The sequence below is a fragment of the Chryseobacterium sp. UF-290 genome (assembly GCF_058245615.1).
Genome location: NZ_JBSICB010000017.1, coordinates 80,339 through 101,364 on the forward strand (window position 1 = coordinate 80,339; position 21,026 = coordinate 101,364).

At 36.9% G+C, this 21,026-nt stretch carries 20 protein-coding genes and 1 tRNA gene; 12 read left to right on the plus strand and 9 right to left on the minus strand.

Translation table 11 applies throughout. The annotated features are described in order from the left end of the window. Positions 1-8: 8 nt before the first annotated feature. Positions 9-404 carry a YbjN domain-containing protein gene (locus tag AC4IF5_RS17195; protein WP_490736650.1) on the minus strand — a complete coding sequence of 132 codons (396 nt, stop codon included), beginning with the start codon at positions 402-404 and terminating at the stop codon, positions 9-11. Between the two features lie 122 nt (positions 405-526). On the opposite strand from AC4IF5_RS17195, the gene AC4IF5_RS17200 reads away from it, so the two are divergent. Then, the gene (locus AC4IF5_RS17200) at positions 527-1,156 is read left to right on the plus strand and encodes a helix-turn-helix domain-containing protein (RefSeq protein WP_490736652.1); all 630 of its coding nucleotides are present in this window, start codon (positions 527-529) and stop codon (positions 1,154-1,156) included. A 162-nt stretch (positions 1,157-1,318) separates the two neighbouring features. Then, on the plus strand, positions 1,319-2,065 hold the full coding sequence (locus tag AC4IF5_RS17205) for a ThiF family adenylyltransferase (protein ID WP_490736653.1): 747 nt from the start codon (positions 1,319-1,321) through the stop codon (positions 2,063-2,065). A 9-nt stretch (positions 2,066-2,074) separates the two neighbouring features. Here AC4IF5_RS17205 and AC4IF5_RS17210 read toward each other — a convergent pair whose 3' ends face one another. Continuing rightward, positions 2,075-2,833 carry a response regulator transcription factor gene (locus tag AC4IF5_RS17210; protein WP_490736655.1) on the minus strand — a complete coding sequence of 253 codons (759 nt, stop codon included), beginning with the start codon at positions 2,831-2,833 and terminating at the stop codon, positions 2,075-2,077. Positions 2,834-2,959: 126 nt separating this feature from the next. Here AC4IF5_RS17210 and AC4IF5_RS17215 point away from each other — a divergent pair, with 126 nt between their 5' ends. The 10 genes from AC4IF5_RS17215 to AC4IF5_RS17260 all read left to right on the plus strand — a co-directional run bounded on the left by AC4IF5_RS17215 (position 2,960) and on the right by AC4IF5_RS17260 (position 15,445). Next, the gene (locus AC4IF5_RS17215) at positions 2,960-3,601 is read left to right on the plus strand and encodes a hypothetical protein (protein WP_490736657.1); all 642 of its coding nucleotides are present in this window, start codon (positions 2,960-2,962) and stop codon (positions 3,599-3,601) included. Positions 3,602-3,667: 66 nt separating this feature from the next. Continuing rightward, positions 3,668-6,067: a TonB-dependent receptor domain-containing protein gene (locus AC4IF5_RS17220; protein WP_490736659.1), complete on the plus strand. Its 2,400-nt coding sequence runs from the start codon at positions 3,668-3,670 to the stop codon at positions 6,065-6,067. An 85-nt stretch (positions 6,068-6,152) separates the two neighbouring features. After that, positions 6,153-6,332 (plus strand): class I lanthipeptide, encoded by a 180-nt coding sequence (locus AC4IF5_RS17225; RefSeq protein ID WP_490736661.1) that lies wholly within the window; start codon positions 6,153-6,155, stop codon positions 6,330-6,332. A gap of 52 nt (positions 6,333-6,384) precedes the next feature. Then, a complete protein-coding gene (locus AC4IF5_RS17230; protein WP_490736661.1) occupies positions 6,385-6,564 on the plus strand; it encodes a class I lanthipeptide in 180 nt (59 codons plus the stop codon). A 61-nt stretch (positions 6,565-6,625) separates the two neighbouring features. Next, the gene (locus tag AC4IF5_RS17235) at positions 6,626-6,796 is read left to right on the plus strand and encodes a class I lanthipeptide (RefSeq protein ID WP_490736663.1); all 171 of its coding nucleotides are present in this window, start codon (positions 6,626-6,628) and stop codon (positions 6,794-6,796) included. Between the two features lie 81 nt (positions 6,797-6,877). After that, a complete protein-coding gene (locus AC4IF5_RS17240; protein WP_490736665.1) occupies positions 6,878-8,050 on the plus strand; it encodes a lanthionine synthetase LanC family protein in 1,173 nt (390 codons plus the stop codon). Beyond that, positions 8,050-9,207 (plus strand): lanthionine synthetase LanC family protein, encoded by a 1,158-nt coding sequence (locus tag AC4IF5_RS17245; RefSeq protein WP_490736667.1) that lies wholly within the window; start codon positions 8,050-8,052, stop codon positions 9,205-9,207. The genes AC4IF5_RS17240 and AC4IF5_RS17245 overlap by 1 nt, the downstream gene beginning before the upstream one ends. Before the next feature lies 1 nt (position 9,208). Then, positions 9,209-10,156 carry an LLM class flavin-dependent oxidoreductase gene (locus tag AC4IF5_RS17250; protein WP_490736669.1) on the plus strand — a complete coding sequence of 316 codons (948 nt, stop codon included), beginning with the start codon at positions 9,209-9,211 and terminating at the stop codon, positions 10,154-10,156. Beyond that, the gene (locus AC4IF5_RS17255; protein ID WP_490736671.1) at positions 10,137-13,238 is read left to right on the plus strand and encodes a lantibiotic dehydratase; all 3,102 of its coding nucleotides are present in this window, start codon (positions 10,137-10,139) and stop codon (positions 13,236-13,238) included. The genes AC4IF5_RS17250 and AC4IF5_RS17255 overlap by 20 nt, the downstream gene beginning before the upstream one ends. Continuing rightward, on the plus strand, positions 13,235-15,445 hold the full coding sequence (locus tag AC4IF5_RS17260; protein ID WP_490736673.1) for a peptidase domain-containing ABC transporter: 2,211 nt from the start codon (positions 13,235-13,237) through the stop codon (positions 15,443-15,445). Before AC4IF5_RS17255 ends, AC4IF5_RS17260 begins: the two co-directional genes overlap by 4 nt. A 129-nt stretch (positions 15,446-15,574) precedes the next feature. Here AC4IF5_RS17260 and AC4IF5_RS17265 read toward each other — a convergent pair whose 3' ends face one another. From AC4IF5_RS17265 to AC4IF5_RS17295, 7 genes are all read right to left on the minus strand, one after another. Next, positions 15,575-15,910: a hypothetical protein gene (locus tag AC4IF5_RS17265; protein WP_490736675.1), complete on the minus strand. Its 336-nt coding sequence runs from the start codon at positions 15,908-15,910 to the stop codon at positions 15,575-15,577. A 76-nt stretch (positions 15,911-15,986) separates the two neighbouring features. Continuing rightward, entirely contained in the window at positions 15,987-16,334 is a 348-nt protein-coding gene (locus AC4IF5_RS17270) for a hypothetical protein (RefSeq protein WP_490736677.1), read from the minus strand. 76 nt (positions 16,335-16,410) lie between these two features. After that, the gene (locus AC4IF5_RS17275; RefSeq protein WP_490736679.1) at positions 16,411-16,749 is read right to left on the minus strand and encodes a hypothetical protein; all 339 of its coding nucleotides are present in this window, start codon (positions 16,747-16,749) and stop codon (positions 16,411-16,413) included. An 85-nt stretch (positions 16,750-16,834) separates the two neighbouring features. Continuing rightward, a complete protein-coding gene (locus tag AC4IF5_RS17280) occupies positions 16,835-17,173 on the minus strand; it encodes a hypothetical protein (RefSeq protein WP_490736681.1) in 339 nt (112 codons plus the stop codon). 101 nt (positions 17,174-17,274) lie between these two features. Continuing rightward, the gene (locus AC4IF5_RS17285; protein ID WP_490736682.1) at positions 17,275-17,613 is read right to left on the minus strand and encodes a hypothetical protein; all 339 of its coding nucleotides are present in this window, start codon (positions 17,611-17,613) and stop codon (positions 17,275-17,277) included. A 20-nt stretch (positions 17,614-17,633) separates the two neighbouring features. Continuing rightward, positions 17,634-20,144 (minus strand): hypothetical protein, encoded by a 2,511-nt coding sequence (locus AC4IF5_RS17290; RefSeq protein WP_490736684.1) that lies wholly within the window; start codon positions 20,142-20,144, stop codon positions 17,634-17,636. A 656-nt stretch (positions 20,145-20,800) separates the two neighbouring features. After that, positions 20,801-20,884 (minus strand) — tRNA-Leu (locus AC4IF5_RS17295). Between the last annotated feature and the right edge of the window lie 142 nt (positions 20,885-21,026).

Consider the following 21,026-nt stretch of genomic DNA (forward strand, 5'->3'; position numbering starts at 1 on the left):
TTTGTGAATTACTTACTCATTTCAAGCATTTCGTTGGTAAATTCTCCAACCAGGATTCCCAGAGAATTGATAGATGCCATCACTTCATTCTGTGCCATATTATCGGTAGGAAGCGTATCCCTGAAAATTACCCGCCTTCCTGTACCGTCCAAGACAAAGGCTCCATGCACGATATCTCTGTTTTTCTGAAGCAGTCTCAGGAATGTTTTTTCTGATGGATTTTTAATTTCAAAAAGGAATTGCTCCATGATCAGAATAGAGTCTGATATAATAAGGATCATATTTTTTATCCCGTTGGATTCTTTTTCAATGATTAAGATTCCCTGCGCCTCATCTTCCAACGTAATGTTAAACTCATAATCTAACAACCACTCTTTGACCGTTCTAAATATTTGATTTTTCATGATGGCTGGTTTTTGTGTTCAAAATTCTTCTACACAAATATAGCATAAAATTTTCAAAATGCAAATATTTTTAGCATTTATTTATTTCAGATTCTCTATATTTGCAAAAAAGATTAGACAAGATGAGCTTCTTTGGAACTAACATCAAGAAAATAAGACAGGTTAAAGGATTGAGCCAAAAGGCTTTTGCCGATCTGTTTGATCTGAACAGGGGGGTAATAAGCTCCTATGAAGAAGGGCGTGCCGAACCGAAGATCGAAACCATATTAAAGGTTGCCAGCCATTTTAACCTTAAACTTGACAAACTGTTGACTGAACCCCTGCAGGTGAATCAGTTAGTAAGCGTTTCTGATATTGACCAGCTTATGCTTTTCCCGGAACTGGCTATTCAAAACAGCAAAGAAACCAAGGCTGCTCCTGAACATAATACTCCTAATGCTTCTATTATGCAAAAAATATTAGCATCTGTAGATATAGTATATGAGTTTACTCCTGAAAAGCAGCTTTTACCACAATATCAGTATGGGGATATTTTATTTTTGAATAAAGCAGATCTGAAAAAAGATACAGTCCACAATCTTTTGGCTTATGCCGATGACCATTTGCAATATGCGTCTGATATTAAGAATTCCAAGGAAAACGAAAGATATCTTTATAAAATTGTAGGCTATGTCTCTACAGCCGAGAAAAATATCTTCAGCTGCATTTTCGAGAGACTGGAGAATCTTGAAAGAAAAACAGAAAACAACTGATACCTATCTAAGGAGCTCCGGCTCCTTTTTTATTTTTCCGGAACCGCCATACTATAAAACTGTAACTGCCACTCTTTCCTTTTCATTTTCAGGCATAAAACTAAACTATGGTGTAGCTATAATCTGGCTGTATACTCCTACTTTTGTTATAAAGATAAAACAATGGAATCACAATATTCTCGAAACAGGTTATACGTAAAAGAAGAAGAACAGAATGGGATTAAGAATTTTTCTGTTTTACTCGCCGGAAGCGGCATAGGCAGCAATATTGCCGAATGTGCGCTACGTTTTGGTTTTGAAAATATCACCATTGTAGACGGTGATATTATTGAACAGACCAACCTTAACAGACAAAATTATACCCATGAGGACATTTCTTCCTATAAGGCAGAAACGCTATATCACCGCCTGAAAAGCATTAATCCCAATGCCAACATACGGTACCGCAGTGAATTTATTACTCAGGAAAATGTACAGGAGATTATTGACGACCATGACATTGCTATCAACGCCCTGGACTTCTCCAGTAATATCCCCGTGGTTTTTGACAAGATCTGCCAGGAAAAAGGGATACACGTCCTGCATCCGTATAATCTGGGATGGGGAGGGCTGGTTGCTGTCATTGAGCCTAACGGCTTACCTCTTGATATTCTTTCTGATGACAACTTTAATGAGCTCAAAATGGTAGAATATATCGCAGGATATTTACGTTTCTGGAGAACTCCCAACGAATGGCTTGAAAATATAATAGAAGACTATAAAAAGGAAGAGGGCAACTTACCCCCTCCCCAATTAGCTATTGCTTCATGGATTGTTGCCGGGATGTGTACCCATGTTATGTTTAAGATTGCGACAGGAAAGCCATATAAAACCTTTCCACAATTTTATATGAATGCCATCACAGAGTAAAATGCGGTTCTATATCAGTTTATAATTGGTTGCATAAGACAGTGCCTCTGTGATATTACTCACACCCATTTTATCAAACAGTTTTCTTCTGTGGAATTTTACGGTATCACCCGTCACATAGATTTTATCAGCAATCTCGTTGATAGTAAGCCCCTGGGCATACAGCCTTAATATCTCAGTTTCTCTTTCTGAAAGCTTTACTTTTTCTTCTTTTATCCACTTATTATCTTTCATATCAAAATTCCAGATTTCATCTGTTCCCTGCTTTACAATTGATATGTTTCCTGATGAATGATTATGGGATAAAGATACAATACACAACGCTTTCCACATTTTACCCTCTGTAGACAGGAAAAGAGGAGTAAGCTTATGATTGATCAGAATGGCATTTTTACTTTCATTCACCAGATGAAAATCATAGGAAATAGTGTATAGCTTTCTTTCATTCACCGGTAAATTCTCATAAAATTCAAATCCTACTTCATTGATCTTCAGCAGCAGGTCCTGATCTTCTTTCTTTACATGCCTGAAATAGAATGCATAGCCCATTGTTTCAATCTCCTTCGGAGTATGGTCACAAAGAAATAAGGGGTTATCAGATACATATTCAAAATTCTGCTTCTGATAATCGATGACGTACAAGCTCATATAAGTGATCCTGGCAAAAGCCTTTATCACTTCGAGATAATCAGAAGTCTGATCATTATCTGACTCTGAGATATTCTCGATACTGTTTTTGTTCGAAAAAAATTTACGAATCTCTTCCATTAGTTAGTTTTTAAGGTATAGTTTTTTAGTTTACTACACTTTAGTGTAGACTTTAACGAATCTACACTAAAGTGTAGCATATCCCACCAATCAGTGTAATAATTTTACTATAAAGATAAAAAAATTATGGAACATATTAACTTTTATTCTTTAAGTAACAAAAACTTATACGAATTAGCAGAATTTGTTGTTGCCGAAAATTTTAGCCACCATGAAGACCATTCTCATACTGAAGAGTTCAAAGCTGAAGTAGAGGATATCTACCATGAAGAAAAAAGCTTTAAGAACTCTAAAATATTTGTTTCCAGAGATCTTGACAATAAGATTAACGGCTCAATACGGGTTTTGAAGTGGAACCATACCGATATACTTCCACTGGAAAAGCTGTTCCGGATCACTCCATCAGATGTTATCAAAAATAAAAAGACCAACATCTGGCACATTGGAAGGTTTGCCATCAAAAAAGGAATTGATAAAACAGGTTTCGGAATTTTCAAAACGTTAATGGCTCATGCCATCAATGAAGTTTGTCAAAATAAAAATTCCGTTGCAATTGCCGAATGTGATGCCAAGCTTCTGAAAGTATTAAAGCTTATGGGAATAGAGGCTATTACATTAGCAGAGTCCATTCATTATCTTGGATCTGAAACGATCCCTGTTCTGCTGACTTATAATGGATTGAAAAAATTCCTTGATAAAAATTATCACCTGATCGCACAGGGAACGGGAGTCCTAAACCAAAGTGTAGTATTGCAGCAAACCGCCTAAAACTACACTTCTGTGTAGCATCATTCAAAACACAACATTCTACATTTGAAACATAATATAAAAATCATGACAAAGAAATACTTAATACCATTATTATCCTTTTTAGGAATGGGCGTTCATCTAAACGCTCAGAGTATTTCCGGTAAGGTATCTGATGAGCAGGCAAAAAATATCTCATATGTAGAAGTGATCCTGTCAGCAGGAGACAACAGATTCTCCGCCATTACAGATGATAACGGATTTTTCTCGATTAAACTTCCAAAATCTGATTCTTATAAAACGGAATTCTTCTTAAATGGAAATAAAGTATATGAAGGTAATGAAAACATTGATGGAGATATCAGTAAAAATTATATCATAAAAGAACCTCAGGATACCAGCAAGGAAATCCAGGAGATCAGCCTTATAAAAAAGAAAAAATTAGTTGAAAGAAAAGTAGACCGCCTTGTTTTCAATGTAGAAAATTCAGTTGCAGCAACCGGAGGTACGGCATTGGAAGCTTTAAAGACAACTCCATTGGTCCGCATCCAGGATGAAAAAGTTTCTATCGTTGGTAAAGGAGAAGTTCTGGTAATGATCGATGACCGCATTCAGCGAATGTCTCCGGATGATTTATCAAGTCTGTTGAAATCTATTCCTTCTGATAATATTCAGTCTATTGAAGTGATCACCACCCCTCCGGCCAAATATGATGCGGAAGGTGACAGCGGGCTGATCAACATTAAGCTAAAAAAGGGCCGGGCCAACTCATGGAATGCCAATATTGGCGGTACTTACACGCAAAAAACATATGCAGGCGGCGGCCTTCAGGGAGCTTTTAATTATAACAGAAACAGATTATCATTACAAATATCCGCCAATACCAACTCTCAGAGACTGCGTACAACATCTGACAGCAAAATTTACTATCCTGATGAGCTGTGGCTCATGAATGTAAAGAATAAATCTGAAGAGAATAACCTGGGTCTTGGGCTGGGAGCAGATTATAAAATATCTGATCACTGGACAACGGGCGTAAAGTACCTGGGCAGCTTTACAAGAAATACCTCATCAAACAGTCCTTTCACATCAAGATTCAACAATACAACAGGTGCTGTCAACTCCTATATTGCTTCCGATGTGGATGCCAATAATAAGCCGAATATGAATTCTCTTAACTGGAACAATACTTTTAAGATAGATTCCGCAGGAACAAAGATCACTACTGATTTTGATTATTTCCACTATAAAAAAAGTGACTATAGCTTTTTTGCAGGAAATGAGCTGAATCCTCAACGGGACATTATTCCGGGAAGCTTTTTCTCAGCCACCAATACCAATGTAAACCGTATTGAGAATTATTCCGGAAAAGTGGATGTGGAAATGCCGTTAAAATGGGCCTCAGTAAGTTTCGGAGGAAAGTATACCTACACGAATACGGACAATGATCTGGTTGTTTATGACCACAAAACCGGAGTCCCTGTTCTGAATACGGATCAAACAAATATATTTAATTATAAAGAGCATAATGAAGCGTTATATGTCTCAGCCAGCAAAAAACTGGGTGAGAAATGGGAAACCCAGGCAGGGCTGAGAATGGAAGCCACCCAAACTACCGGTTACTCCCACAATCTCAATCAAACGAATAAAAATGATTATGTCAAATTATTCCCTACGGCGTATGTAACGTATAATCCGGATGATAAAAATTCTTTATCGCTGAACTACAGCAGAAGGATCCGCAGGCCAAATTTCGATTACCTGAATCCGTTCGTAGTACGTACAAGCCCTTATTATTATTCTGAAGGGAATCCGTTCCTGAGGCCATCAATAATAGATAACCTGGAGTTTTCATATGTCAGAAACCAAAAGTGGGTATCCTCCGTGTATTATTCCCAGGTATCAGATTTCAGTCAGGATCTGGCTATCCTGGATCAGAATACCAATATCACGAGAAGCACTCCTTTGAACTATGCCAATACCTATCAGATCGGGGTTTCCACTTATTACAATTTTAATAAATGGTCATGGTGGAACAGCTTTACGGGATTCAATGTCAATTATCAGAATGTAAAGTCCAAAACAGACTTCATCAACTCAATAGACGGATATAATGCGTATTTCTATTCAAATAATGATTTCACGCTTAATAAATCAAAAACCATATTCTTCAGCGCCAATTATGGGCTGCAGCTTCCGGGACGGTATCAGATCTTCCACATCTCCACGATGAATATTCTGGATGTATCCATGAAATTTTTACTTCTGGATAAGAAACTGACCTTAACGGTTGCAGGGCTTGATCTGCTAAACGGGCAAAGACCTGTGATCACCTATGAGTCTAACGGAGTGAAGACAGATTTCAGCAGCTATGGTGATACAAGAGGGTTCAGAGTCTCTTTAAGCTACAAATTCGGAAATAAAAATCTGAAATCCGAACAGCAGAGAAACTTCGGAAACGAAGATGAAAGAAACAGAATTAATTAATCAAATATATACTTGCAAGTAGGTCCAATGAAGGTTTTATGACTTAAAAAGATAACCAAAACATCAACATCAAAATTTTAAAATCATGCACAAAATTAAATTAACAAAAGGATTGCAGATCAACAAAGAACAAATCAGCAAGCTTCAGGAAGAGCAAATGAACAGCCTTAAAGGAGGGGTTAACAGCCTTCAGGCAGCTGCACAATCGTGCGGACAGTGTTCTTGCGGTGGAAATACGATTGTAAAAACAAAAGTTGCCCAATAACCGGTTTCCACATCACATTTAAACAAACAATAACAATTTAAAATCAAACATCATGCACAAAATTAAATTAACTAAAGGATTACAGATCAACAAAGAGCAAATCAGCAAGCTTCAGGAGGAGCAAATGAACAGCCTTAAAGGAGGGGTTAACAGCCTTCAGGCAGCTGCACAATCATGCGGACAGTGTTCTTGCGGTGGAAATACAATTGTAAAAACAAAAGTTGCTCAATAATCTATTTCCGATACCATTTAAATAAACAATAACAATTTAAAAATCAAACATCATGAACAAAATGAAATTAACTAAGGGGTTACAGATCAACAAAGAGCAAATCAGCAAGCTTCAGGAAGAGCAAATGAATAGCCTAAAAGGAGGGGTTAACAGCCTTCAGGCAGCTGCACAATCATGCGGGCAGTGCTCTTGTGGTGGAAACACAGTAGTACAAACAAGAGTAGCGAAGTAATCAGCTCCTATAAAAGAGGGAGGCTGATCAACAGTTCTCCCTCTTTTAAAAAAAATTATATAATCTCACAGCTCTCAGATCATGCAAAAAGAAAAATTAATCATCTCAGAAATAGAAGAATGCATCCGTAAAAAAGATGCTTCCCTTACCGGTATCGGTCTTAATAACGGGATTCTAAGTGCCTCAATGTTTTATTATTATCATTACCTGATGACCGAAGAATCGGAATCTTTAGAACTGGTAACCCATTACATAGAGAAGTCCTTATCTGTTTTGACAGAGGATTATAAAAGCCTTCATTTTAATGATGAAATAAGAGAGCTGGGATTATATCTTATGTTCCTGAAAAAGGAAGAGGTTTTAGACGACGACATCAACTCATTGCTTGAAAATGTAGACGAAATTCTGGAAGAAATACTGATCCAGAAAACAGAGAAAGGAGACCTTGACCTAACAAGCGGTTTTCCGAGCTTTGCAAAGTATTTCGTACTGAGAAATCTTGAGGATAAAAAACACCTGATCTACAAAACCCTGGATAAGATCATTGAGCTTACAAAATCCCACGAAAGCGGAAGCTACTGGAAGTTTGATCTCCGTGATAAAGAAAATCCATATGTAGAACTGGGGTTAGGACACGGAACAACAGGAGTGGTCAACTATCTTTTGTTCCTTTATAAAAATAACATTTACAATCAGGAATCCATAAAGCTTATCCACGAAGGATTATCATTCATATGGGCCTGTAAAGAAAATAATACCGACAATGTAAGCCTTTTCCCTTTTAATGCTTTTGAAAGCGTTTATATAGATTACCATAATCTGGCTTACGGTGAAATAGGAATCGGTTATACTTTTTACAACGCCGGAATTCTCCTGAATGAAAAAGATTATTGTGACAAAGGTCTGTATATCCTTTTAAACACAACAAAATTTAAGGATAACGACAAGTCTGCCATCCTTGAATCGGGATTAATTTACGGTTCGGCAGGATTATCCGCACTCTACAAAAATCTTTATCATCTCACTGAGCAGGATGCCTTTTTGGAAGCACAAGATTACTGGCACCAGCATCTGCTTCAGTCTAAAAATGATGAAAATACCAGCTGGGCAGGATTCAATGCTTATTATAACGCAGAATATGACAGCATCAATATGGCTTTAGGCCAGGGCATTGCAGGAATCGGGATTACCCTGATGAACAATGTCATTAAAACAAATCACAACTACGTCTCATTCTATAATTACGACCTATAATGGAAACTCTACAATCTCAAAATATTACAACTATTCTTCAGGAATACGATCAGAAAATACTTGATTTCGATTATGGGAAGTTACCGGACGGATTACTCTACGGAAAACTGGGATTGCTTCTTTATTTCCTGACACAATATTGGATTACCGGAAATGATACGTATGTAAACAAGGTAGGAGCCATCCTTGAAGAGGTTTTTGAAAACGGCAATCTGCAGAAAGAAGATAACGTATATGCTCTTCCCAATTTATCCAAAGGAATGACCGGCCTGGGCATTATCCTGGATCTGTTAAAAAAAGACGGATTAATACATGATGATTTTGATGAGCAGATCACAGACATCGGAGATCTGATATTCCGACAATCTGTAACCATGCTGAATGAAGACAATTATACCTTCTTTGATGGACCCATAGGAAATTTACATTATTTCAACACCATCAAAAACGAAAAATACAGCAGTGAAATCGTAAACATCCTCTACGATGAATGCGTTTCTCACCCCATCCCATTTGAAAACAAGCTGAATGACAGCTATGCAGATGGTATTAATTTAGGATTCAACTATGGCTATCTTTCTATTGTGAATAACCTTTTAGCTCTTCCGGTAATTACGGAAAAAGCTAAATACGTTATCGACACCTGCATGGATTTCATTATTTCCAATTTTGATGTCCATGAAGTAGAAAACGCCAGAATATATAAACCATACAATTACAAAATAACCCAGAACCTGTTGAAGCCCTTCCACAACAACAGGCTTTGCTGGTGCAACAGTGACCTTTCCTTCTCTTATCTTCTTTATAAAACAGGGGAAACACTGCAGGAAACAAAATATAAGGAGATGGCCCATGAGCTTGGGATGGAAACAACAAAACGGAAAGCAATGGCCAATACAGGTGTAGAATTTATCCAGTATTGCCACGGAACTTCAGGACTTGTACAGCTCTACCATGAGATCAACGAAAAAGACAGTCAGCCAGACTATAAGCAAGCCAAAAGCTTCTGGATGAAAAGGTCTCTGGAAATCCTGGAAAATGAACTGGATCAGCCATTTACTGAGCAGGACAGCTCTCTGATCTTTGGAAAAACCGGAGCGCTGATCGCTCTAAATGATAAAATAGACAAAACTAAATATCTAAAATTTTTACTGTAACATGGAAACAAAAAGCATAGGATTACTGGAACTTGGGTACAGAAGCGGCAAAGATTCAATCACTGCTCTTAATGACGTAGTGGATTATGCCCTTCATGCAGAGAGATTAGGATACACCAGATTTTGGCTGGCAGAGCATCATTATGCTCACCTTAAAAATCTTGCATTTTCGAATCCGGATATCGTTATCGCAATGATCGCCGGAATGACAGAAAAGATAAGGGTAGGCTCCGCAGGAACTTCTGTTCCGAGTTATTCTCCTTATGCTGTCGTTACCAATTATAAATTAATCAATAATATATTCAACGGAAGAATCGATCTGGGATTGTCAAAAGGAGTTCCCGAAAGCGAGCATACCAAAAATCTTTTAAATCCCGACATGCTTGAAAAAGGGATCGGAGCGGTTTTTAATGAAAATGCCTACGAAATTCACCAGCTGCTTTATTCTGAAGCAGAAAAAAATGAAAAAGAAGGTATCCTGATTCCTCCGTATGGCGGACTGATCCCTGATCTGTGGTATCTTTCCTCTTCTCTGAATAACACAGATGATGCGGTAAATCTGCATTCCAACTATTGTGTTTCAGCATTTCACAGCAATGGAAAATTCCTTGACAATCTTGAAGGCAAAAAAGAGGAGATCAGCAGATATAAAGATGCGTTTGCACAGAAAAACGGATTTGTTCCCAAAACATCCCTCGCATTGGCCATCAACCTTTCGGAGGTCAATGAAATAAAATCTGATGCAGACGAATCCGAGTCATTCAAAATTCTGAACCTCAGCTTTGAAGGACTTTTTGAACTGATTGAAAAACTGGATGAAAAACTGGCCGTAGATGAATTCATTTTATATGATACAGAAGCAGAGAGTGACAAGAAAATAGAAAACGCTGAAACAATCAGCAATCATTACAACCTACAATCTATTCAACATGAAAACGCAGTTAGATAATATCAATATTGGCTTTATGAGAAACTCCCTGTACTCATTCAGACAATATAAAAATATACCGAAAAATACAGCAGACCTTGATCAGTTTATCATGGAGCTATGGAATGACCAGATCTTCAGAGAGTCTATTTTTTTAGCCTCCTATGAATTGTACAGTGAATGGGCGAGATTATGCCAGAATGATCCATCTTTATCACCGGTAAAGAGAAACAGGATCAATAATTCTATTCTGAAATACTACATCAGGATTACGACGAGATCTACTCCATTCGGAACTTTTGCTTCTCATTCGGCATTTGAATTAAATGCAGAAAATAAAAATATCGGAGCGGAAAATATGAATTCCATCCACCGGTATACTACACTGGACCTGTCTTTCCTTTTTCAGGTTATCGCGTTAATCAACAGAGATTTTCCGGAAGTTCACGAATATGAGCTCAATGATTCTGTCTACAAGCTGGGTGATTATTACCGATATATCGAAACCACTATACAGAATGAAAAAAGAGTCTATACATTAAGTTCATTGGAGAAGGATGAGCTTCTGGATTTTCTGGTTGAAACAGTAGCAGACAATACCTATTCGTTTGAAAGACTGGTTGCTCTGGTAGCGGAAAATGTAGAGGATGTTTCCGAAGAAGATGCAAGATATTATATTTTCAGCCTGATCGAAGCCCAGTTCTTTAAAAGCAGCTTTGATATCTGCCTGAATGAGCATTCTCCTTTGCATCAGGTCATTGAATATTTAAGTTCAAAAAGAGGTATCCATGCTGAGCTGGACGCTTACCTGGAAGCCCTTATCAAAATGGAAGGCTATATGGAGCTCCTGAGCTCAGGCATTGGCCAGGCACAGGAGCATTACAATGAGCTATTTACCCTTGCCAACCAGTTTTCCATTTTATATGACAGAAAATACCTGATCAACTCTTCATTAAAAAGAGATCTCAATTTTTCACCGGTAACCAGAGAAGATCTTTCTAAAATCAAAAAAGCGGTCAATACATTATCATGCTTTTGGGACAAAGGGAGTGAAACGGTCAATGAAAATTTGGAAAAGTTTAAAACAGCGTTTTATTCAAGATATGAAGAAAGCCTGGTTCCTTTGGTTGAAGTATTGGATAATGAGAGCGGCATCGGGTACATTCAGGAGCAAAACAGTGAAAATGATTTTTCTTCGCTGCTGGACACCTTAAGCTGGCCAAGTTCCAATACAGATTCATTTACCATTACCTATAATAAAAAGATCCATGAATTCTGGAGAAGAGTGATCAGCAAAGCGAATATCAATGGTGATAAGACCATAGATCTCAGCCAGCACGATATCAACAGCCTTCAGGATTCTGAAGAAATGAGCCTTGCAAGATCCTTGTCAGTAATGATTGAAAAAGTTTCGGATAAAATCGCAATATCTTCAGTAGGTGGAACCAGCGGGACCAATCTTATCGCAAGATTTTCCAATGAAGATGAAGAAATCCTGGCTCCGATGAACAGGATCATCAAAGAAGAACAGAATGATGATCATTTCATCTATGTGGAGCTGCTTCATTTACCCGATAACAGGATTGGAAACATCTTATTGAGACAGGTGAAAAGAGGGAATCAGCTTTCGTACCTTACCAAACCATCTGCATCGGAAAATACAATAAATCTGACGGATCTTTACATTAAAATGATCGATAAAAGAATCGTTTTATTCCATAAGGAGCTTAATAAAGAGGTTAAAATCTTCCATTCTACTGCTCATAATTTTGATTATAATTCCCTTCCGGTCTATCAGTTTTTATGTGATCTTCAGCATCAGGATGTTTCCTCCGCACTGGTTTTAAATATCGGGGACAGCAATTACCTGATGTACGATAATATCCCCCGTATCACATATGGCGATGATATTATCTTTACACCGGCATTGTGGAGATTGTATCAGAATGAAGTGCCGGGAATGAAGGTCAGCAATAATTCAGAAGGCATCAAAACTGTAAAACAATATCTTTCAGACAAAAACATCAGCAGGTATTTCTTTATTTCTCAGGGAGATAACAAATTACTGATTGACTCTGAAAACGATAATCTTTTACTATTCCTTGTCGACGAGCTGAGATCAAAAGAAATGGTAACCCTTACCGAGTGTCTTTATGATCTTGAGACCGATGAGTTTAATAATGAGATCATTATTCCGATGATCAACAGGAATTATAAAGCATTGAAAACGGAGCTTGACGGACATATTTTTAATGTCAATATTTCCGATAACAAATTCATCCCCGGAAACAAGTGGCTATATTACAAAATTTATTGTGGAACCAAATTCTCAGACAAAATATTACAGGATGTCTTTCCTGATCTTTTATCCCAGCTGAGCGAAGAAGACCTTATTAAAAAATGGTTTTACATAAGATACAGTGATCCTGATAATCACATCAGACTAAGACTGGAGATCAATGACAGTAATCTGACCCATACTGCCCGGATTATCACCACCTTCAACGACTATTTTGATAAATACATCAGTGAAGGCATCATCAACAAAGTGGAAATGGGAACCTATGACAGAGAATATGAAAGATACGAAGGGGAATTTATCAATGCAGCGGAGCATATCTTCCATTATGACAGCAAACTGGCGGTCAACCTGCTGAAAGATATTCCCAACCATGATGATCTATGGCTATATGCCATTAAAAGTATTGATACCTATTTCAATGTTTTTAATATGGATCTGGACAAACGGCATGAAGTGATCAACAGACTGTATACTCAGTTTCAACGGGAATTCAATGTAGACAGCAACCTTAAAAAACAACTCGACCTGAAGTACAGAAACAACCTGAATAGCATCAGTGAGATTATAGAAACAGACAGCAGCCCTTCTTTTTCAGAATTTGTAAGCTCAATCACAGAAAACTGCAGGGAAATAGAGAGCCTGAAAACAAAACAGAAAGAAAGACTGGTCAGCAGCTTTATCCATATGCATATCAACAGGCTGATCAGATCCAGACACAGAATGCACGAACTCATCATTTACGGCATTGTAGAGAAGTATTACAAAATGAAAATAGGCAAAAGAAAATATCTAGTATCATGAAGCTAAAATTTATCCCTCAACACGACCAAATGGACTGCGGTCCTGCCTGTATCGCAATGGTGGCCTCTTACTTTGGTAAGCAGATTCCCCTACATTTTTTGAAAGAGAACGCCAACCTATCAAGGGAAGGAGTTAGTTTGCTTAGTATCAGCGAACTGTGCGAAGATATCGGATTTGAGACCTATCCCGCCAAGCTGACATTGAAAACACTGGATGAAAACGGCAGCCTGCCCTGTATCCTCCACTGGAATAAAAATCATTTTGTAGTCCTTCTGGATGTAAAGAAAAGCCTTATCACAGGAAAAAAACGATATAAAATTGCCGATCCCAGCCACGGAATGATCTGGCTGAGCGAAAAAGATTTTCTTAAAAGCTGGCTATCAGACGGTGAAAACGGCATTGCCCTTTTTGTAAGTCCTACCAACAGCTTTTATCAGCAAACCTTTCCTGAAGAAGATAAATTGAGTATTTCCTTTGCCATGAAATACTTCAAAGAGCATAAAAACAAGTTCACCTTTTTGTCGGTAATGCTTTTAATAGGAAGCGGACTGAGCCTTGTATTTCCGTTCCTTACCCAAATCCTGATTGACAAAGGAGTCAATACAAAAGATATTGACCTGATCACAATCATACTGATCTCTCAGGTTGTTTTATATTTAGGGAGCATTACGATAGAAATCCTCAGAAACTGGCTGATGCTCTACATTGGAACCAGGATAAGCATTTCCATTATTTCAGACTTTCTGAAAAAAATGCTTTTGCTTCCGATGGGATTTTTTGATACCAAAATGAAAGGGGATTTTACCCAAAGGATACAGGATAATGAGAGAATAGAAGATTTTCTTACTTCTCAAAGCCTTATGACATTCTTTTCTATGGTGACTTTTCTGGTGTTTTTCGGAGTGCTTTGGTATTATAATGTAACGATCGTCCTTATTTACTCATCTCTGACCGCATTATCATTGGTTTGGGCTCAATACTGGCTGAAGAAAAGAGAAATCCTCGATTATTACCGTTTCAGAGAAAAAGGAGAAAGCCAGGAAAGCGTATATGAAATCCTGAACGGAGTTTCTGAAATGAAACTCAACCAGTTTGAAGATTATAAAAGACAGGAATGGGAAGGAATCCAGAATAAGCTTTTCAAAACGACCCTTCGTATTTTAAGGGTAGACCAGTACCAGTTTTCAGGCTTTGAGTTCCTAAACCAGCTGAAAAATATTTTTGTTACTTTCTTTGCGGCATTACAGGTTGTAAAAGGAAATATGACCATCGGAGAATTATTGGCGATCTCTTATATCATCGGTCAGCTGAATTCTCCTGTTAACCAAATGATTTCGTTTTTCCGTTCCTTACAGGATGCAAAGCTGAGCCTTTCAAGATTAAATGAAGTCCAGAATCATGAGGAAGAGGAAAAAGAAGGCTTAAAGAAGCTTGAAATCAGTCATAAAGCGGCAAAAGGGAAAGAGGAAAGAGGAATCGCATTAAATAATGTTTCTTTTCAGTATGAAGGTCCGAAGTCCCAGTTTGTTCTAAAAGATGTAAACCTGTTTATTCCGGAAGGTAAGGTCACCGCTATAGTAGGGGCCAGCGGAAGCGGAAAAACAACATTAATGAAGCTTTTACTGAGATTCTACAATCCTACACATGGTACAATTCATTATAATGAAGACGATATTCTTACCCTATCTCCTAAAAGCATCAGGGAAAACTATGGAGTAGTGATGCAGGACGGATTTATTTTCTCAGACACCATCGAAAGAAATATTGCCACCAGCGAAGTGGAGATCAACACCAGAAAAATGGAAAATGCCGTAAGAGTAGCCAATATATCATCTTTCATCGACAATCTGCCATTAGGATACAGCACCAAGATCGGAGCTGCCGGCAACGGAATCTCCGGAGGCCAGAAACAAAGAGTCCTTATTGCAAGAGCTGTTTACAAAAATCCTCATTTCATATTATTTGATGAAGCTACCTCCGCCTTAGATGCCGAAAATGAAAAGATCATTCATGACAATCTGCAGGAATTCTTCAAAGGGAAAACGGTAATCATTGTAGCACACCGCTTAAGCACCGTAAAAAATGCAGACCAGATCATTGTCCTGAAAAACGGAGCTGTTGTCGAAAAGGGAACCCATCAGGACCTTGTCAACAGAAAAGCAGATTATTATAGCCTTGTAAAAAATCAGCTGGAACTAGGAAACTAAATCACATTCATATATACTCAGACCGTTTCACAGATTGTGAGACGGTTTTTTTATTGTCTGAGATTATAAAAATATTGACTATAACTGTCAGATTAAGTTAAATAACTTTATTACAGATTCAATCTGAAATTATTTATAATCAAACCTATCTTCATCAGGATACCAATAAGTGTCTAAAGCTGTCGATAATGTTCCATTTTCGTAGGCTTTTATCTCATTTTCTAATATACCTGCAGTTCCAAACCCAACCACTCTACCAGATTCTTTTTCTACCAAAAAGGGGCCCCCTCCCATTAATGATTTATTAAAGTTCCCTGTTAAAATATATTCCTTAGAATCAAAAGAATATATATTTCCATAGTTTTTTTTAATAATATCATCATATAACATTGGCTCAATACTTTTATCTACTATTCTTCTAATAAAACGCTCTGCTATTTGTAGCATTTCTTGGTCTGTTAACATATATATACTTTTACAATTTTGGTAAACAAGAAAACAGAAGTAGTTTTTACTGCTGCTATTTAAAATCTATATTTGATTACTTACTAGAAAATCTATCTTCGTCCGGATACCAATAAGTGGTTGAGCATAATCCCATAGTTCCGTTTTCATAAGATTTTATATAATCTTCTAATCTGCCCGCAGTACCAAAACGAACTACTCTGCCAGATCCTTTTTCTATTAAAAAAGGAGCATTACCCATCAACGATTTATTAAAGTTTCCGGTTAATATGTATTCTTTAGAATTATAAAAAAATATGTTCCCATAAGGTTTCTTAATAGTATCATCTATGTATATCATTGGTTCGATAGTACTGTCTCCGATTTCTCTTAATTTTTCTAAATAACGCTCCGCTATTTTTAACATTTCTTGGTCTGTTAACATAAGTCTTTTTTAAGCTTTTTTGCTATTAAAAATAATAAAAAACAGCAGTGAAATTACTGCTGTTTTTATTTTCATTTTATTTGTAATCAAACCGATCTTCGTCGGGATACCAGTAAGTATTTAAAGCTGTGGACATTGTTCCATTTTCATAGGCTAATAATTGATGCTTTATAGGTATTCTTATAGCAAACGAAACCACTCTGCCTGTATTCTTTTCTACCAGAAAAGGAGCATTACCTCCCAAGTGTTTATTAAAATCCCTTGTTACAAGAAATTCTTTAGACTGAAAATAATAAATATTTCCGTATGGTTTTTTTATAGTCTCTTCTATTAATATTACTGCTTCAATATCTTTGTCTACTATTTTTTTAATAAAACGTTCTGCTATGTTTAGCATTTCTTGGTCTGTCAACATAATTTTTTTTAAGCTTTTTGCTATTAAAAATAATAGAAAACAGCAGTGAAGTTTCTACTGTTTTTTATTATCGTTTGAGTATAAGCTATTTATAATCAAACCTGTCTTCATCAGGATACCAATAGGTGTCTAAAGCTGTAGATAATGTTCCATTTTCATAAGCTTCTATATAATCTTCTAATCTGCCTGCGGTACCAAAGGTAACAACCCTGCCGCTTTCTTTTTCTACCAGAAAAGGAGCATTGCCTCCAACTGCATATCTAAAATCACCCGTCAAAATAAATTTTTTTGAATTATACAAATAAATATTGCCGTACGGTTTTTTTATAATCTCATCATTATATAGCATTGCTTCAATACCACCTTCTCCTATTTTTTTTAAATAGAGTTCTGCTATGTTTAGCATTTCTTGGTCTGTTAACATAAATTTTAGCTTTTTTTGTGTTGTTATAACCTTATGCTATTAAAATAATAATAAAACAGCAGTGAAGTTTCTACTGTTTTTTATTATCGTTTGAGTATAAGCTATTTATAATCAAACCTGTCTTCATCAGGATACCAATAGGTGTCTAAAGCTGTAGATAATGTCCCGTTTTCATAGGCTTTTATCTCATTTTCTAATATGCCTGCGGTTCCAAAACTAACGACTCTCCCTGTTTTTTTTTCCACTAAAAAAGGCCCCCCCCCTGCCAATGCATATTTAAAATCACCTGTTAAAATATATTTTTTAGAATTAAAACGATAAATATTCCCATAGGTTTTTTTAATAATATCATCAGTATATATCATTACTTCAATACCCTCTATTACTATTTTTTTAATAAAACGTTCTGCTATGGCTAGCATTTCTTGGTCTGTTAACATAAATTTATTTTTAGTTGCTATTATCTCACAATTAAATATTTAAAACCTCCCCCTTCTGTTTGCTTATATTCGCTATTATATTTACTTTGGAGAAAGTTTCTACACTCTCTCGTTGGACCAAATATTACCTGTTCCCCCGTTTGACCGTCAAATAAATGTAATTCTCCATCTTTTTTCATTCCTACAAAAAAATGTCCATCAGTACTCCCTGTTATACTGTTTCTATATTTTATACCATAAATAACGACTATATCTTTTTCCTTCAATAATTCCTTCATTCTAGGTAATGCTGAAGGTTGGAAGTGACCTCCTCCAAATTTTGCGGCTACATATTCTGTCCCTTGCATTCCTGACCATTCGGCTAATTTCAATTCCCCTGTTTTCAAAAAGTCAACTAAAACTTTTGCTGTATTGCCACAATTTGTTGTACTTACTTGTTTTACTGCAGTACCTACCGATTTATGATTAAAATAAGGCATCGCTTCTTTTATTTTCTCAAAAGGATTTGCTACTGGTTTTGAGAATTGTTTTAACCCTTCTTCAAATGCTTTTATCTCTGCTTCAATGGTTGTTTCTACTATAGAACTACCTGGTGGTACATGTCCACCCGCATGCTCTAGTTCATCTACTAATCTTTCCCCTTGTAATTTACTCCATTTTTTGTAAAACTTATGCATTTCTGCTTTGGTAAACTCTTCTATCACTTCACCTTTGTAAACAACAGCATAAGTTTCTAAAAATTTTCCTTCCTTTTGTCCGGATAAAAAAATGACTCCGTTTTCCGCCATGGTGTTCCCAAGAGCTCTGTATTCCGCTCCGGGAAAAATTTCCCGGGGTTCCAGTACTTTTATGGTATTCCTTTGGAAATTAGAAATATTGGTTTCCAGAGCAGCTTTTAGGACCAAAGTTTTAAGATAATTCTTAGCACTTCCATCTGCCATTTTTGCGAGCAGTTTGGCAGCACCCACATAAAATCCACCCACAATGGTTAAACCTGCTAATGCAACACCTCCTGCCATATAGATCTCTTCCCAGTCCGCCAGAAATTCTTTTCCACCTTCATATTTTGCAATTTCTTCTTTAAATATCTGTATCGTAAGATCTGCTGCTGCCAAAGAAATATCAGCTGCCGCCAATAAAATAAAATAGGGGTTTCCGGTGGTTGCCAATGTAGCAACACCAATCACAATGGCCACAAGATTGGCTGCAATACGGATATTCTCGTGTACAACCTCCCATTCCTGTGCGTCTGCCAATGCCTTCAGATAAATAGCAGGAACCAGATAGGTTTCCTCTGTTCCTCCGCTGACATCTGTGAGATATACCATATCCAGAGGGTGAAACTGCGCGCCCTCATCTAAGTTTTCTGTAACGGTTTCTGTTGCGTTAGGATCTCCTTCTTTCGGGACAATTTTTACTCTTTGCTGTACCTCTTTCTGCTGTTGCAGGAAAAAAGTACCCCGGTATTGATCATTACTCCCCTGGAAAATTCCCATTTCAAGAATGTCACTGTTGATTTTATAGCCTTTCCCAATAGTAAAGGTTCTGGCTTCTTTTTTCCGGTTGTCATTATTAGCAAACAGTGAAAACAGCATCATAATATTGGCAAGTATCATCCGGTTGCTTTGTACCTTGCCGTCATATTCTGTACTGCCGTCTAAATTGTAATAAATTCTGTTCAGCTTATCCGGATTCTCCCGAAAGTACTTCAGGACAGGAACCGGATCTCCTATTGCCTTGAAAACCTGTACCACTGCAGAGCTGCTATCCCTGAAAATATCTGAGTCATCCGCTTTTGAAAGGATTTCAAGATGGCTAAAAAACGTCAGATGATCAATATGTACAGAAAGGTTAGGCAAAATAGTTTCAGGAACATTTTCGTAAATGAATTTCAGAGATTCGGGATCGTTATACTTCCTGATAGCTTCTGCAAAGTTTTTTAGGAAGTATTCGTAATCATCCTTATAATTATCAATATCACCATAACCTAATAGTAGATTCAGATCCCTGAACTCCTGATAAGAATAAGTTTCCAAAATAATTGCTTTATCGGTACTTTTATCATAGAAGAAATTGATTCTGTAATAAACTCTTTCCTTGCCTGCCGCTATTTCCTGAGTTATTTTTGTCCGATCCCATTTTAGTGATATGTTTTCTTTGCTTGAATTCAGATAAGCTTTCAGCCTGATGAAATTTCTGCCGGGAAGAGAGATGCTTTTGTTTTGAGTCTTGGATTGGTAATCATCCGGATTGTATTCCAGTATATAATCCCTCATCCCGTTGTTTGCATATTTAATTTTTGAAACCAGAAGCTCCAGATTAATATATTCATCGGTTTGCCAATCCGTAATGTCGGAAGTCAGAGACGAAGCAAGAGGTGTTGTGCTACCTTTCTGCAAATCGGTATTTTCCTGTAATACTTTGCTTAGAAACTGTTTTTTGAAAACCAGGTGATTAGATAAAGACTGTAGTGTTCTTTTGCTTTCTTCATCAAAGTCATCAAAATCGTTAAAATAATTCTCGTAATTCACTGCTTAAAAATTTTAAGGTTAATAAAAAGGTCGGCTTGAAAATCTAAACAAAGTTTGAGTTACAGGGCTTTATATTATTTCCTGATTCAGATCAACCTGAATAGTCCTTTTCAGGGCTATATTTTTAAGATTTTAAGGCTCTTTTTATCAGAATAACTTAAGATTTCGGCCTTATTTTTATTTGGTTTCCAATACAAGACACCTACCTTAAACTTTGATATTGAATTTCATTTTCTGTGTTTTATTATTGCAAATATCGATGCGGGAAACGACATAACTTGACGCATTAAAATTTATTTAAAAAAGTGAAATTGACTAAGATCCTGTTTAAATTTAATTGCTAATTATTTTGTCTAATTAATTTAACGCTTTATTTTTTATTTTCCCGCTGATTTTGCAGATTCAGCAGATCATTATTCGTAAATCAAATCAGCGGGATTTGCAAAATCAGCGAGAAATAATATTTTAATATAAATTTAAACAGGCCCTAAGTTTTGAAATCTTGATAAACTTAAAATCCGGTATGGCTACAGATTAAAGAGAGCTTATAGAAACGAAAATGAATAAATGAATATTAGTGTGGGGATCCGAGTACTTTTTCAAAGCTATTTTTGGCTATGAAAAAGCCCTCCGTAATCGAATTACAGAGGGCTTTGTACCCCAGGCGGGACTTGAACCCGCACACCAAAAGAGGTACAGGATTTTAAGTCCTGCGTGTCTACCAGTTCCACCACCAGGGCATGGTATGGGCGAAAAAAAAGATTCGAACCAAAAGTTCCAATCTTATTTGTGACTCTGTAGAGCCTTTTCGCATAGTGCGGATGAAGGGACTCGAACCCCCACGCCTCACGGCACCAGATCCTAAGTCTGGCGTGGCTACCA

Bases quoted from the DNA above. Each gene is read 5' to 3' on its own strand.
- AC4IF5_RS17210 (WP_490736655.1), bottom strand. From the start codon at position 2,833: ATGGAAGAGATTCGTAAATTTTTTTCGAACAAAAACAGTATCGAGAAT.
- AC4IF5_RS17225 (WP_490736661.1), top strand. From the start codon at position 6,153: ATGCACAAAATTAAATTAACAAAAGGATTGCAGATCAACAAAGAACAA.
- AC4IF5_RS17245 (WP_490736667.1), top strand. From the start codon at position 8,050: ATGGAAACTCTACAATCTCAAAATATTACAACTATTCTTCAGGAATAC.
- AC4IF5_RS17240 (WP_490736665.1), top strand. From the start codon at position 6,878: ATGCAAAAAGAAAAATTAATCATCTCAGAAATAGAAGAATGCATCCGT.
- AC4IF5_RS17285 (WP_490736682.1), bottom strand. From the start codon at position 17,613: ATGTTAACAGACCAAGAAATGCTAGCCATAGCAGAACGTTTTATTAAA.
- AC4IF5_RS17270 (WP_490736677.1), bottom strand. From the start codon at position 16,334: ATGTTAACAGACCAAGAAATGTTAAAAATAGCGGAGCGTTATTTAGAA.
- AC4IF5_RS17265 (WP_490736675.1), bottom strand. From the start codon at position 15,910: ATGTTAACAGACCAAGAAATGCTACAAATAGCAGAGCGTTTTATTAGA.
- AC4IF5_RS17205 (WP_490736653.1), top strand. From the start codon at position 1,319: ATGGAATCACAATATTCTCGAAACAGGTTATACGTAAAAGAAGAAGAA.
- AC4IF5_RS17220 (WP_490736659.1), top strand. From the start codon at position 3,668: ATGACAAAGAAATACTTAATACCATTATTATCCTTTTTAGGAATGGGC.
- AC4IF5_RS17280 (WP_490736681.1), bottom strand. From the start codon at position 17,173: ATGTTAACAGACCAAGAAATGCTAAACATAGCAGAACTCTATTTAAAA.
- AC4IF5_RS17250 (WP_490736669.1), top strand. From the start codon at position 9,209: ATGGAAACAAAAAGCATAGGATTACTGGAACTTGGGTACAGAAGCGGC.
- AC4IF5_RS17255 (WP_490736671.1), top strand. From the start codon at position 10,137: ATGAAAACGCAGTTAGATAATATCAATATTGGCTTTATGAGAAACTCC.
- AC4IF5_RS17235 (WP_490736663.1), top strand. From the start codon at position 6,626: ATGAAATTAACTAAGGGGTTACAGATCAACAAAGAGCAAATCAGCAAG.
- AC4IF5_RS17230 (WP_490736661.1), top strand. From the start codon at position 6,385: ATGCACAAAATTAAATTAACTAAAGGATTACAGATCAACAAAGAGCAA.
- AC4IF5_RS17195 (WP_490736650.1), bottom strand. From the start codon at position 404: ATGAAAAATCAAATATTTAGAACGGTCAAAGAGTGGTTGTTAGATTAT.
- AC4IF5_RS17275 (WP_490736679.1), bottom strand. From the start codon at position 16,749: ATGTTGACAGACCAAGAAATGCTAAACATAGCAGAACGTTTTATTAAA.
- AC4IF5_RS17215 (WP_490736657.1), top strand. From the start codon at position 2,960: ATGGAACATATTAACTTTTATTCTTTAAGTAACAAAAACTTATACGAA.
- AC4IF5_RS17200 (WP_490736652.1), top strand. From the start codon at position 527: ATGAGCTTCTTTGGAACTAACATCAAGAAAATAAGACAGGTTAAAGGA.
- AC4IF5_RS17260 (WP_490736673.1), top strand. From the start codon at position 13,235: ATGAAGCTAAAATTTATCCCTCAACACGACCAAATGGACTGCGGTCCT.